The following is a 13,539-nucleotide window of genomic DNA, read 5'->3' as shown; positions in this document are numbered from 1 at the left end:
TTGATATATCGCGGCCGTGATAGAGGGAAGAACGAGTGAATCGACGAGAATGTCTCGCTTTTTTGGCTGGTTGTGGTGCAGCGACGTTGCTTCCACACCAAGCTGTAGCCTCAGGAAACACAGCGGCGCGGTTTATTGTCGTGTTTCTTCGTGGTGGAGTCGATGCGTTGAGCGTTCTTGTGCCCTATACTGACCCTTGGTACCCCGTCTACAGACCGACAACATCCGTTCCTCCACCGGGAAGCCGACATGGAGGAATTGATCTGGATGGAACGTTTGCGCTGCACCCCGCTTTGGCCGGTCTCCGTCGGTTTTGGGATGCTGGTCAGTTCGCATTTATTCCATGTGCGGGTATTCCCATTTTAGAAAACAATCATCAAAAAGCGCAACGAAATCTGGAGACCGGAATGCCGGGCAACGTCAACGTCAAAGACGGCTGGCTCAATCGATGCGCTGCAGAGCTTGGTACGCCCAAAGGGAAATATGGGCTCATTGCGTTAAGCCGAAGCACTCCATTTATCGTTCGAGGGCGAGAAAGAGTACGTGTGCTTGGAGGTGGTTCATCACGATATGACCGACCTGAAACGCGTTTACCCAGAGCGTATTGGGCTTTAGACCGCGTTTATCCACGGCATGATGATTTAGCCACAGCTTACCACCAAGGCGTTGTGGATCGGAAACGGCGCTTGCGACACATCGGCCGAGAAATGGCGGCCGCGAATGACAGTGCTCCGACAATTGATAGCTTTAAAGAACTGGCAGTTCGACTTGCCAAAGAAATGACCAAACATCCGGAGTACCGCATTGGTTTTTTGCATTTCGGAGGGTTCGATACCCACATTGACCAGGGGGGAAAGGATGGGCTCATGCAGCGTCAACTTGCTGCAACCGGAGAAGGTCTCGTGGCTTTGGCCAACGGCTTAGGTGGACTCTTCGAACAAACTGTGGTTGTTGTCGTTTCTGAGTTTGGACGTAGTGCCCGAGAAAATGATTTAGGTGGAACTGGAAATGGGCATGGTGGACTAGTCTGGCTTTTGGGTGGACCTGTTGTTGGTGGCCGCGTCTTTGGACGTTTTCCCGGATTGGCTGCAGAGTATTTATTTGAAAATCGTGATTTGCCCGTATTGACAGATTTGCGGGATGTTATTGTGCCAATTTTGACGAGGCATATGATGTTTGATGCACATGCCGTTGCGACGGTTTTTCCCGGTTTTACTTCCTCGAATGATGTTGAAGGCATCGTGAAGGTAAATCAGGAATCAAAGAAAATGGAACAGGGGATAACGCATAAAAAACAGGTTTCCCCCTGAAAAGAAAAAACATAGAGTGCTGATCGTTATGTGTCAAAATATACGTTTTTTATCTCGTCGCGTGGCAGACATCCCCCGTACACTATGCCTCCACAGGTCAGCTCGGCTGTTTTGGGGGGTGTTGTTCATGGTTGCTGTGACAGGATGCCTTTTTTGTACAGTTGCCCCCGTGCAAGCTGAAGATGACGAAGCTATAGAGAAGCTTGATCTGCCTGGCCCCGAGGTTCGATATACGGTATCTTTTGTTGGTATTGAAGAATTAGAATTTGTTGATCTTTTGCATAAGGTCTCTAAAACCGTAGAAAAGGAATCGGATCCTCCGGCCTCACTGTTGCTGCTTAAAGCCCGTGCGGATGGCGATGTTTCTCGTTTTCTCGAAGTGTTTCGTTCAAAGGGATATTTTATCCCGCAAATTGCCGTCAAGGTGACTGGGGATAATAAGAAAGGGATTGTTACGTTTGATATAAAACCGGGGCCCCGGTTCGCGTTTGGTTCCGTGAAGATGGTGCTTTCTCCCGATGATGAAGACGCGCGATCACATCTCCCGTCTCTTGCCGATCTCAAGCTCTCCCCGGAAACTCCCTATACCGCATCGGCTGTTGTTGACGCACAAGGAAAAATAGAAAGTGCACTGAAAAACAACGGCTATCCCTTTGCGAAACAAACCAACCGTGAAGTCGCTGTTGATCTTGGCTCCGAGTCAGTCAATGTCGAATATTTCATATCCCAGGGGAAACGCTCCAATTTTGGGACGACATCATTTTCTGGAAGTGATCGAGTCGATGAAGACTATCTTCGAAGCCTCATTCCCTGGAAGACAGGCCAACTTTACGACCTCAGACTTCTGGACAGCTACCAGAGGACGCTCATTAACCTGGGGTTGTTTTCCATTGCCATTGTTGACGTTGATAAAAACGATGTCGATTCTGATGTCGCGAACATTGTCGTGAATCTGACGGAACGTAAACCACGCACCATCAAAGGCGGTGTCGGCTACCAAACCGATTCTGGTCCGGAAGCAACATTGTCGTGGGAACATCGAAACCTTTTTGGCAAAGGAGAAAAGCTCTCCCTGTCGGGCAAAGCCTCGTTGCTCGAAAACTATGCCGAACTGAAGTATACACAGCCACAGGTTCTTTCAAAAAATACAAATCTTGTCGTGACAGGGAAGTTCGCCGACGAAGACAAAGAATCTTTCACCGGTCGGAATCTTTCGGCGTCAGCCTCTTTCGAACATAAATTTTCTCCCTTGTTCAAAGCTGGATTCGGTTTAGGGTATCGATTTTCGTATGTCCAAACGGACGAAGCCAAACCGTGGGAAGAAGGGGCAACCTATGAATTTGTGTCCCTTCCCCTGGGCGTTGGCTACGAAAATCCCAATGATCCCATAAGTCCTTCAGCTGGTGGAAAGTATGGTCTGACGATCGAGCCGTTTTATGACCTGAAAAGCGGTTCTTCCAACTTCCTGCGGAGTGTCGCGTCTGTCATTCATTTTTGGGGGATTACAGACTCACCTCGCATTGTGTGGGCCAATCGTTTGCTTGTAGGAAGCGAGTTTGGGGCCGGGCGTGACGATATTCCTCCTGATTTGCGGTTCTACGCTGGTGGAGGTGGATCAATTAGAGGATATCCTTACCAGACTGTTGGACCATTGCGCGGATCGACACCACTTGGCGGCCGTTCTTTGTTGGAATTTTCTACAGAATTTCGCATTCGCATTATGGAGAATGTCGGGATCGTGCCGTTTCTTGATGGTGGATCGGCTTTTGAAAGCGAAATGCCGTTGACGGATCAGGCTATCCTGTTTGGCGCCGGACTCGGTGTGCGGGTGTATACGCCGATAGGTCCTATTCGGCTTGATGTTGCCACGCCGTTAAATAGGCGTCCGGATATCGACGATATCGTTCAATTTTATATCAGTTTGGGACAAGCATTTTGAAAATACAGCGCAAACGTCTCTTCAGATGGATAGGCATTGGCGTGGCCGGCTTGGCCGGGCTTGTTATTCTCCTCTGTCTTTTGGCCTACGGCTTGTTGCAAACTTCTCCCGTCACGTCGTGGCTGGCTTCTACGGTGTCCAAGGCAGCCAGTAATGAAAACATGCAGGTGGAAATAACCGATATCGGAGGGAGTCTTCCGTTTTCCCCAACCCTTGGAAATTTGCGTGTATCCGATAAACACGGGGTATTTCTGTCTGTTGAGAATTTTCATTTGGGAATGAGCCTGGGAAAACTGTTTTCCGGCGAAGTTTTTATTGAAGATATTTCGGCGTCTCTTATTGATGTCGAACGAGCCCCTGATCTGCCCCCCTCACCTGAGCCAGAGCCTGCTTCATCTGAAATCGCTTGGCCTGTAGAAATTCCGTCGCTTCCATCCATATTGGTCAATCGCATTGAGCTCAGTCGTATTCGTCTTGGTCCCCAACTCGCTGGCAATGAAACGATTTTAAATATGACGGGACGTGCCGAGGCCACAGGGAAAATCGTTCAAGCCAAAATGGATGTCAAAACGTTGTCGGGATCGGCGGAATCGCTCGGGTTGGATGCCGTTGCAGACCTCGGAACACAAACACTCGATGTAAACCTTGAGGCAACGGAAGAGCAGGGTGGGCTTGTCGATACGCTGGCAAAACTTCCCGGTGAAGGCGGATTCAATCTGAAACTTGCTGGCTCCGGACCGTTCTCCGATTTTAAAGCCAATCTCATGGTCAAAAAAGGTGAAGCCGAGCTTGTTTCCACCGATATTGGCTTAAAGATTCTCTTGGATACGACGGGTCGGATTGATCTTGCACTGAATGGCTATATCATTCCTCCAGCCGGGTTGCTTCCTCCTGACCAGGCAGCACTGGTTGGCAACAAGGCAACATACGCAGTGCAGGCGTCTGTTGACCCGGTGAGCGGCCTGGTTGATTTGAGTCAGGCCGATGTGGCCGTTGCCGTCGCGAATGTCTCGGCTACGGCAAAGCTGGAATCGGATGCCAAAACCATTACAGCCAAGACAACCGTTACGGTGCCTGCGCTTTCCGCATTCGACAAACTGGCTGGTCAAGCGTTGACCGGCGATCTTACCGTCGTTACCGATGTTTCTGGGACAATCAAACAACCACTTGTTTCGACAAATATTGATGCCAACGGTCTTGGTGGGGGCGGAGTCAGCGTCAAGCACATTGCGTTGCAAACCGATCTTGCACTGCTCGGCGAGCTTGAGGAGGGCTTTCCTGGCCTAACGGTGAAGGGCAAAGGCCGTCTGAGTGGTGTTCATTCCAAAGACATGGCCCTTCCAGGGAAAAATGATATCGATATTGCCCTTGATGTCTCTGCATCGAAGGATATGGCGGTGACTGTCAGCACCTTGCGCGTTTCACAAGATAATGTGCTTGTTGATGTCAGTGGCTCCTCGCAGGCCAATGGCGATACGGACATGAAGGCCAATGTTTCGGTGCCGCGTATTCAGGCATGGGCCAATCTTTTTGGAGTTCCTCTTGCTGGCGTGTTCGATGCTTCGGCTACGGTGACGGGGAATTACAATACGATGCCCCTTGCTGTGAATGCCACGGTGAATGCGACGAAATTGACGGCTACAGGAGAGAGTGATCTTGCCAAATCTTTGGCTGATGCGCTTGCAGCGATAAATTCGGCAGTCAATGTGACATTGGTAGCCAATATGCCGGATAAAAATGTAGCGCGTCTCGAAAAGCTCAACGTCAAAGCTGGCCAGATTTCGACACTTGTCACTGCAGATTACCGGCTCGACAAAAAGACCGTGGATGCGGTGGTAAAGACCGATATTGCCTCCCTGAAACCTTTTTCTGCGATAGCGAAGACGCCGCTTGATGGTGCGGTCAAGACTGTTATCAAAGCGACAGGGCCTGTTGATGCGATTGCTGTGACTGCCGAGGTGAATGCAACGAAGATCGCGGCAGCACAAAATGTGATCGATTCCGTAAAACTTCAGGCCAAAGCTACCGGGTTGCCTGCCACTCCGACCGGTAACGTCAGTGTCAGCGTTGTCAAAGCACGTGATACGCTGGATGTTTCCACACAATACGCACTGAAGGAACAACGTCTCAAACTGAGTAATATTGCCGTTGGCGGTGCGGGCGTATCGTTATCGGGCAATTTGGATGTTGATCTTGGAAAAACACTTATTTCCGGGACGTTGAATGGCGGAGCAAAAGATCTATCCGGCGTGGGGCAATTCGCGCAAATCCCGCTTTCAGGTTCGTTCTCACTGGATGTGAAACTCAGTGGAACGGGAGGGGGGCAAAATGTTGCAGCAAAAGTGGGATTACGCAATGTGACCACTTCGGGCGTTGAGGTTGAGAATGTCGATGTTGCCGCTCAAATGAGCGATGTCTTGCGGGCTCCCCGAGGTACCGTGGCTGTGAGTGTTGCCGAAGTTGCCGCAGGAACGGCTATTGTTCATTCCTTGGCCTTGGACGCCAAAGCATCGGGGAAGCAGATCGATTTTACGGTTGCGACGAACGGAACGGCCATGCAGGATTTTACCATTAAAACTGCAGGGAATATCCGTCCAGGGGAAACCATATCGCTTGGCCTGACGCAAATTCAGGGAAATTTTGGCGATTTTCCATTGGCTTTAACACAGCCCTCGACGCTGACCATGAAGCAAGGGAAAGCGACATTGTCGCCGCTGAAACTCACCTTCGGTGATATGGCCGTAACGGCTCAGGGCGGTGTGGGACCAGGCCCCATTGATTTTCAAGCAAAGATTGAAAACTTCACGCTGGAAATGCTGGCGTTAGCCGGAGTGGACACCATGTCCGGTCGCGTTGATGTTAATGTGACCATGGCAGGGACCGGAGCAAAGCCGACGATTGATGTCGTAACGACGGCAAAAAACATCAAAGCTGTGGGGTTGGGGACACAAAAAACGCCGGCTGCGGCGGCTCGCGCAACGGTTCATATTGATTCGGGAAAGCTTGATATGACGGCTGGCGTCGGGTTGAAAGGCTCTGTTCCGGCCAAACCGCCTCTTTCTGTCACCGCGTCTGTCCCGCTTTCGTTGAGTTTAGCACCATTTGCGTTTGATCTTCCTCAAAGCGGGGCGTTATCCGGCACGTTGTTGGCTGATCTTGATCTCAGTGAACTGAACGGATTCTTGGCGGCGGCTCAATCCAAAGCCAAAGGACCGTTTGCGGCCAACTTCACATTGGCTGGAACCATTGCCGAACCGGCCATGTCCGGTCAGGCGAGTCTTCAGGGAGGTGAGTTTGATACGGCGCTGACGGGTACCGTACTGCGCAATATGAAACTCGATCTTCAGGCGAGCTCTTCACAGATCACGCTGAAAGAATTTTCAGCAACAGATGGTGCCAAGGGAACGCTCCGTGTGACTGCAGACATTGGTTTAGATCCGGATGCAGGATTTCCTATGGACCTCGCCGTTGCCATGCAGAAAGCGACGTTGATGCGTTCGGAAATTGCGACGGCACAGGTTGATGGCAATGTCGGCGTCAAAGGGAGCTTGAAAGGAATGGATGTCACCGGTAATCTGACCGTCGGGCCGGCTGAAATTACGTTGCCTGATACTTTGCCGCCAGGCGTCACAACGGTCGATGTTGTCTATGTCGGACCAGGGGCCGAACAATACCAATCTGATGAAGCATCACAAAAAGGTGGTGGCGGTGCCGTACCGATAAACCTTGATGTGAAGGTTGACCTGCCAGGTCGGGTGTTTGTGCGTGGGCTCGGTTTGGACTCTGAGTGGAAAGGAAATATTTCGGTCACGGGGACTGGAGCTGAACCTATTGTCACCGGTATTATCGAGCTTGTGCGCGGTCGCCTTATCATGTTTGACCGCACCTTGACGCTGAAAAAAGGAACAATTCGATTGACCGGGAACTCTCCTCCAAATCCAAGCCTGGATATTGAAGCATCGACAATGTCTGGCGATGTGGAAGGCATTATCAAGATTCAGGGAACCGCCTTGAAGCCGGAGATTGTTCTGTCATCCGATCCTGTTCTCCCCCGTGATGAAGTTTTAGCCCATATTTTGTTTGGCCGAAGTGCTGAAGACCTCACACCATTTCAGGCAATACAGCTTGCTCAGGCGAGTGCCATGCTTCTTGGTGGGGGAAATTCGTTGGATATGCTTAATAATACCCGTCGGCTTATCGGAGTGGATCAGCTTTCGTTTAAAGAAGGCGACTCCGATGATTTGGCTTCAAGCCGTCTGGTTCTGGGGAAATATATTACGGATAATATACTGGTAGATGTGGAACAGGGACTTGGCGCAACAAGCGGGGCCGTATCCGTTGAAGTTGAGCTGACTCGAAATCTTAGTCTGGAAAGCACCATTGACGCCGAAGGAAAGCAAGGTGTTCGCTTCAACTGGAAATGGGATTATTGATACGCTTTCCGTAAGAAAGGAGACCGATGTGGTACAAGGTTTCAAACATAGTTTAGCAGCAGCCTTGCTGCTCCTCGCCCTTGTCGGGTGTAGTCAAATAGCTCCTCAATCTCGGCCCTTATCGGACCAGACATTGAATAGCCTCATAAGTGAAAAGGCGCAGTTGGAAGAACAACGCAGAATCGAAGAAGAACGTCGCCGACAGGCATATTCATCGGAAGAAGTGGAAGATTTGACGTCGGCCGACACGATGAACAGCAATTGGGTGAAGCTCAATAACAAGATTGATACTATTGACGATGAAATACGTTATCGCAAACGTCAGCAACGCGTCCTGGAATTCCTTGATGAGACGGATAGAGCGCGAGGCGGGCAGATGTAGGGCGTATCTCTATCGTTTCGATCTCTACCGGTATCTTGTTTTCAGGATACCGGTTTTTATTTTTTGTAAGACAAACAGCGTATTATGAGCTTGTGTCTGTATCATTTGGGGAGAACAAATTGCGAACAGCCTCAGGACGGCCCTCAGCAAACCATGTTTTTAACTTTGCCACAATATGATCATACCCCGCGGTACTGTGAGGTAAAGTACATTGCGAGCAGTCTTTGACTGCTCCGCGAAGCTGGGGATTGCCGCCACAGTCAGGAAAAAAATAGAGAGGACAAAAACAGAACAGACAATTGAAATCCGCTTGTGGGTCGCATTCATGGCAAGGATAATAGCGACAAGAAGTGTTTTTATAATATTTGAAACTGTGTTCCATACGGTGTCCTTGGTTTTAAAAATAACGATGCAGACATTGTTACGGAAAACACTCCAGAGGTCAAAATACTGTCGCCATAAGATTCTCGTCATGTTTTCTTTTTGACTTACTATGCGCAAAGTGCCTTCCCTGTTTTCTTGTCTCCATAAAATACATTGTTATCTTGTATAGTTATTCGTTTCTGTTTTGAGATTGCCTCGCGGCATGGATATTGCTTGAAAAGTGCAAGTCTAATTTTGACCGGGAGGCAGTAGTTCATGGCAGTCAATCAGACCGCATTTATTCCAATCAAGCCGCTCAAGTCGTATAGGGAACGGCCGGGAATGGACGTCGCGAAGAACGACAGCGCCAACTTCGAAACCATGTTGACGCGACGTCTTGGAATTAATGGCGCCGTTCTCGGAGATGGAACTGGAACTGGAACCGGAAGCAACATTTTTACTGCTGACCAAGAAGCAATGAGTGACATTGTCGGCGGCGGACGAGTTCTTGGCTCACTGAATATGCTTGATTTCAGCACGCTTTCTACGGTTTCCAAGTTGACCAAAGATCCGACTGTGCGTGAGCAGATCGCATCAATGAATAATGAAGCCGTTGCTCCGGCTCCTTCAAATGTATATCGCGGACGTGTATCCGGGAATGTGGTGCGTATGGCCGTAAATAAGACCGCGCGCCATCCAGATGACCTTGGGCGTTTGCAGGCAAGCGTTCAGGGGCCGAAACCAGAACCTGGCTTTACAGCAGAAGAAGAGGCTCTTCTTGTCGCTGCGGCCGAAGCAGAATGTCGTTTTGAGCAAAATAAATCTCCAGATGCTGCACTCACGGCAGGTGACAGAGATTGCATTGAGAGCAAAGTTGCGGAGCTTACCGGAGATCCGGAACGTGCCGGGCAATTAAGTGCAGCCTATGAGTCGAACGGCTCGGTTGGGGCTATAGGATATGATCGCCGTGGCGGAACATCATACGGGAAATATCAGATTGCATCCCGACCAGGGACCATGGATAAATTTCTCGACTTTCTTGATGACGAAGCCCCGGAATTGGCAACAAAGCTTCGTAATGCCGGTCCAACAAATACGGGAAGTCAACGCGGACGTATGCCGGCGGTATGGAAACAAATCGCCAATGAGCAACCCGAACAGTTCGAAGCGCTCCAACATGAGTTTATTCGCGAGTCCAATTACGAACCGGCCAGAAAGAGTATTGTGCTAAGTTCCGGAATCAATATTGCGGAAAAACCCTATGCGGTGCGTGAGGTATTATGGAGTACCGCTGTCCAGCATGGCCCGGCCGGTGCTGAAAAAATATTCAGTAAGGCATTGGAGAAGGCACAAAACGTATCCAGTGCAAAATTTGACGAAACGTTGATCAACGAAGTGTATCGGATTCGACAACGTCAATTCGGTCGACATAGCCGCCAAGTACGTATGGCTGTACAGAGTCGATTGAAAAATGAACGAACGGAGGCGATTGCTCTTCTTAATACTCGCGAATTGACGTAAAATGCTCTATCATGGCGTCATTCTGCCAACGGGAGAGTGTGCAATGCGATTTTGCATTGTACGCGCCAAATGTAACGAGTCGCCATGAGTGTTTGTTCGTCTTCCAATCCATTGGAACCCCGAGATTGCGACGGGACGTGTCAGCGTTTTCTCAATTTGAAGAAATGCTTCAATTTGAGTGCCTTAATTACATCGTCTTTAGATCCTGACGAGGTACTCGAACGCATCATGAGCACGTCGCGTCAAGCTCTTGGCGCTGAGACATGTAGTTTATTGCTCGCTGACGAAACAGGAGAGGAGCTTGGATTTGCTGTAGCGCAAGGGCCGGCCAGCACTGGTATATCGCGCGATTTCCGCATTCAGCGGGGGCAAGGCATTGCTGGTTGGGTTTTTGATAAAGCAAAACCACTCCTTATTCCTAATGCATATGAAGACGATCGGTTCAATCCTGACGTCGATAAAAAGACCGGGTATCGAACTCTGACCATTTTGTGCGTCCCTCTTGCCGTAAAAAATAAAGTCATTGGTGTTGCTCAGCTTATTAACAAATGTAATGGTCAACCCTTTGACGCCGCAGACCTGGAGATGCTTGAACTCTTGGCTGCTCAGGCCGCCATTGCGATCGATAATGCCCGCTTGCACCGGGAAATGTTGACAAAGCAACGCATCGATTACGACCTCAAGATTGCCGAAGATATTCAACGGCGTTTTATGCCATCATCAGCGCCGATTATTGATGGACTCGATATGGCTGGCATCACATTGCCGTGTGATGAAACAGGCGGTGACTATTTCGATTTCATCGAATTTCCTGAAAAGATACATAACAAAGTCGGAGTGGCCATTGGCGATGTGAGCGGACACGGTATCCCCGCGGCGTTGCTTATGGCGACAGCTCGCGCGTTTCTTCGTGCCCGAGCCGAACAACCCGGCGATATTTCAGCCGTTATTTCCGACGTCAATCGATTGTTGACGGTTGATACAGGGCATTCTGGCCGATTCATGACGCTGTTCTATATGGTCATCAATGCCAAAGCCGGACATATTGACTGGATTCGTGCCGGGCACGATCCGGCCTTGATCTATGATCCACATACCGACACGTTCTCTGAATTGGGAGGGCGAGGGCTGATTCTTGGCGTTGATGGAGAGTGGATGTATGAAGCCAACCATATCGAGGGACTGAGTCCGGGGATGATCTTGTTTTTAGGAACTGATGGAATCTGGGAAACGCGGAATGCGGCTCGAGAAATGTATGGAAAAGACCGGATACGTGAAATTCTCTCTCAAAATGCACACCGTTGCGCTGCCGATATTATTAACGTCATTTTATCCAGCCTGGATGCTTTCGGCGGCGTGGGTTGCCAAGGAGACGATGTCACCATGGTGGTGCTCAAGATATTACCGTCTTCGGATGAATCTATCGCCATGTGATTTGCTCTTTGGCGGGAGATGAGATTATCTGTAGAGAGGTTGGAAAGACTTCAAACGGATTGTGAGAAAAATAGTCCTTTGGGATCCTCCACATGTGTACAGGTCTTCTGTTCCTCGGAGGGGACGTTGTCCAACGTGGTTGACACCTCGCCGCTGGAACCGAATGTGCCTAACTTTAAGAAAAATTCCTGGAGTTGCTCCAGTTGAAGGCGAGATGCCACAGAATGGCTATGCATGGCCATGACACCTATACTTCCCCACATAGCTTCTTTTGAGTCCATTGTCTTTTCCCTATCAGCTTGTACATTCCTCTTTTGTAAACTTTCTTTAACGATAGGAAGGATAGGGGCTTTTGGCAATGCTTTTCTGACCATGTGGTGTTGGAAAGTACAAAAGATAACAATTGTACATGTCACTTATGACAAACAATGTACAAAATTGTAAGTATTTTTTGTTGTTCCAGATGTATCTTTTTGAAATAAATATATTTTTTGTTGGCATGATTCATGCTTTGCCAAGAACATGACTTACTACACCATTACCCTCGTATGCCTGGCCCTGTTGTTTTTCAACTACGAACTGAAAAACCGCAAACATGTTGAGCCGGTGTGCGAATTCGATCAATTCCACACCGAGGACACGCTCACCCCGTGTCGCTGTCACGATGGATATGAATCGGATTGGGTAGGGATTATTTCCTGAATATCGGTTTCCGCAAAGCCGAGGCCGTGGCTGCGATGAGCGCCACGGCCGCAGCCGAAAAAAAGGCCGCGCGAAGTCCGGCCATAAAGGCTTCCTCTTGTATCGCTCCAGTATTGAGTGCAATTCCTCGAGCTGCTTCATAAACTGCCGTCGCCAGAGCAACGCCAATCACCATCCCGATATTACGAGCCAGGGCGATGATGCTTCCGGCCATTCCTGCATGAGACAGGGGCACACTGCGTAGCACGCTGTTATTGTTTGGCGCGATAAAAGTTCCATATCCCAGACCGAGAAGCGATTGACCAAGAACGACACGCCATGCAGGCGAGGTCGTTGTCAGTAATGCCAGTGACACCAAACCGGCAATGAACACAACAAGCCCACTTGTGGGGAGAAGGACTTCGTGAGCGCGTTCTGAAAGGTAGCCGCTGATGGGAGACATGATAGCCATGCCCAGAGGAAAAATCGCAAGAAATGCACCGATGGCCGTGGGGGGGAGGTGCATGACATCGTGTAGGTAAAAGGGAAGCAGAATAAAATCGCAAAACGTGGCGGTGAATCCGCAAAGAGAAGCCAGTGTCCCCAAGGCGTACGGGCGCACGCGAAACAAGTTGAAATCGATGATCGGTGACGTTGTGTGCCGTTCCACACGATAGAAGACAAATGCGCTACCGACGGCAGCGCATGCAGTCATAATGGTTGGCCATGTCGTCACCCCCCATTTCTGTCCTTGTGTTAAAACGAGGATTAACGCGGTGATACCGACCGCAAAGCTCACGGATCCCCCGAGATCAAATTTTTTCTGCTTTCCGAGATGATAGTTCTCCAGATAGATCAATGCCATGACAATCCCGGCCAATCCTATCGGAACCCCCAAATAAAAAAGCCAGCGCCAGGAAAGTGCGCCTAAAACGAATCCGCCAAGCGTCGGGCCGATAAGTGAGCCGACACCAACGATCGTACCGATAATGCCAAAGGCTCGTCCACGACTTCGTCCGGGGAAGGCTTCCATGATGACTGCCGGTCCATTAGCCATAAAAATAGCCGACCCCATTGCCTGGACAAAACGTGCAAACAGCAACATGCCCATAGAGTGGGCCGCACCACAGAGGATTGATCCCACCGAGAAAACGAGGAAGCCGATAGCGAAGATGTACTTTCTTCCATACCGGTCACCCAGATTGCCGGTTAAAGGAAGAAAACTCACAATTGTGAGTAAATAGACGGAGACGACCCACTGTGTTGTTGGCAACCCGACGTGAAAGGTGTCTGCGATGGTGGGGAGCGCAACATTGACAATACCGCTGTCCAGCGTCGCCATAAACGTGCCCGTCGCTGCAACGAGAAAGGCAGTCCATGGTCTGGAGAGAGGAGACGATTCGGATTCTGGTGATGGCTGCATAGATTACTCAAACGCCCGGCAATTTAGAACTGTCGGGCGTTCATTTGGCAATG

The 13,539-nt window shown here is 49.8% G+C and carries 9 protein-coding genes; 7 read left to right on the top strand and 2 right to left on the bottom strand.

Features of this window, described 5'->3' with window-relative positions; all coding sequences use genetic code 11:
- The first annotated feature begins 35 nt into the window (after nucleotides 1-35).
- The 4 genes from G451_RS28655 to G451_RS0109970 all read left to right on the top strand — a co-directional run bounded on the left by G451_RS28655 (nucleotide 36) and on the right by G451_RS0109970 (nucleotide 8,064).
- Nucleotides 36-1,310: a DUF1501 domain-containing protein gene (locus G451_RS28655; RefSeq protein WP_051261352.1), complete on the top strand. Its 1,275-nt coding sequence runs from the start codon at nucleotides 36-38 to the stop codon at nucleotides 1,308-1,310.
- Nucleotides 1,311-1,437: 127 nt separating this feature from the next.
- Entirely contained in the window at nucleotides 1,438-3,249 is a 1,812-nt protein-coding gene (locus G451_RS0109980) for an autotransporter assembly complex protein TamA (RefSeq protein WP_051261351.1), read from the top strand.
- The gene (locus G451_RS0109975) at nucleotides 3,246-7,682 is read left to right on the top strand and encodes a translocation/assembly module TamB domain-containing protein (RefSeq protein ID WP_156921578.1); all 4,437 of its coding nucleotides are present in this window, start codon (nucleotides 3,246-3,248) and stop codon (nucleotides 7,680-7,682) included. The genes G451_RS0109980 and G451_RS0109975 overlap by 4 nt, the downstream gene beginning before the upstream one ends.
- Nucleotides 7,683-7,710: 28 nt before the next feature.
- On the top strand, nucleotides 7,711-8,064 hold the full coding sequence (locus G451_RS0109970; RefSeq protein WP_027184145.1) for a hypothetical protein: 354 nt from the start codon (nucleotides 7,711-7,713) through the stop codon (nucleotides 8,062-8,064).
- Nucleotides 8,065-8,146: 82 nt separating this feature from the next.
- Here G451_RS0109970 and G451_RS0109965 read toward each other — a convergent pair whose 3' ends face one another.
- On the bottom strand, nucleotides 8,147-8,446 hold the full coding sequence (locus G451_RS0109965; protein WP_084448487.1) for a cysteine-rich small domain-containing protein: 300 nt from the start codon (nucleotides 8,444-8,446) through the stop codon (nucleotides 8,147-8,149).
- Nucleotides 8,447-8,703: 257 nt separating this feature from the next.
- Between G451_RS0109965 and G451_RS32590 the strand changes: the two genes are divergently transcribed.
- The 3 genes from G451_RS32590 to G451_RS34100 all read left to right on the top strand — a co-directional run bounded on the left by G451_RS32590 (nucleotide 8,704) and on the right by G451_RS34100 (nucleotide 12,084).
- The gene (locus G451_RS32590; protein WP_051261350.1) at nucleotides 8,704-9,948 is read left to right on the top strand and encodes a VgrG-related protein; all 1,245 of its coding nucleotides are present in this window, start codon (nucleotides 8,704-8,706) and stop codon (nucleotides 9,946-9,948) included.
- Between the two features lie 84 nt (nucleotides 9,949-10,032).
- Nucleotides 10,033-11,382 carry a PP2C family protein-serine/threonine phosphatase gene (locus G451_RS28645; protein ID WP_051261349.1) on the top strand — a complete coding sequence of 450 codons (1,350 nt, stop codon included), beginning with the start codon at nucleotides 10,033-10,035 and terminating at the stop codon, nucleotides 11,380-11,382.
- A gap of 522 nt (nucleotides 11,383-11,904) precedes the next feature.
- Nucleotides 11,905-12,084: a hypothetical protein gene (locus G451_RS34100; RefSeq protein ID WP_156921577.1), complete on the top strand. Its 180-nt coding sequence runs from the start codon at nucleotides 11,905-11,907 to the stop codon at nucleotides 12,082-12,084.
- On the opposite strand, the gene G451_RS28640 is transcribed toward G451_RS34100, so the two are convergent.
- The gene (locus tag G451_RS28640) at nucleotides 12,074-13,486 is read right to left on the bottom strand and encodes an MFS transporter (RefSeq protein ID WP_034641602.1); all 1,413 of its coding nucleotides are present in this window, start codon (nucleotides 13,484-13,486) and stop codon (nucleotides 12,074-12,076) included. The genes G451_RS34100 and G451_RS28640 overlap by 11 nt on opposite strands.
- Nucleotides 13,487-13,539 lie beyond the last annotated feature (53 nt).

Source organism: Desulfovibrio inopinatus DSM 10711 (assembly GCF_000429305.1).
Lineage (GTDB): Bacteria > Desulfobacterota > Desulfovibrionia > Desulfovibrionales > Desulfovibrionaceae > Alteridesulfovibrio > Alteridesulfovibrio inopinatus.
The sequence above is the reverse complement of the archived record's forward strand: the minus strand, read 5'-3'. Positions and strand labels throughout refer to the sequence as shown.

Bases quoted from the DNA above. Each gene is read 5' to 3' on its own strand.
- G451_RS28645 (WP_051261349.1), top strand. From the start codon at position 10,033: ATGAGTGTTTGTTCGTCTTCCAATCCATTGGAACCCCGAGATTGCGAC.
- G451_RS0109965 (WP_084448487.1), bottom strand. From the start codon at position 8,446: ATGGAACACAGTTTCAAATATTATAAAAACACTTCTTGTCGCTATTAT.
- G451_RS34100 (WP_156921577.1), top strand. From the start codon at position 11,905: ATGACTTACTACACCATTACCCTCGTATGCCTGGCCCTGTTGTTTTTC.
- G451_RS28640 (WP_034641602.1), bottom strand. From the start codon at position 13,486: ATGCAGCCATCACCAGAATCCGAATCGTCTCCTCTCTCCAGACCATGG.
- G451_RS0109980 (WP_051261351.1), top strand. From the start codon at position 1,438: ATGGTTGCTGTGACAGGATGCCTTTTTTGTACAGTTGCCCCCGTGCAA.
- G451_RS32590 (WP_051261350.1), top strand. From the start codon at position 8,704: ATGGCAGTCAATCAGACCGCATTTATTCCAATCAAGCCGCTCAAGTCG.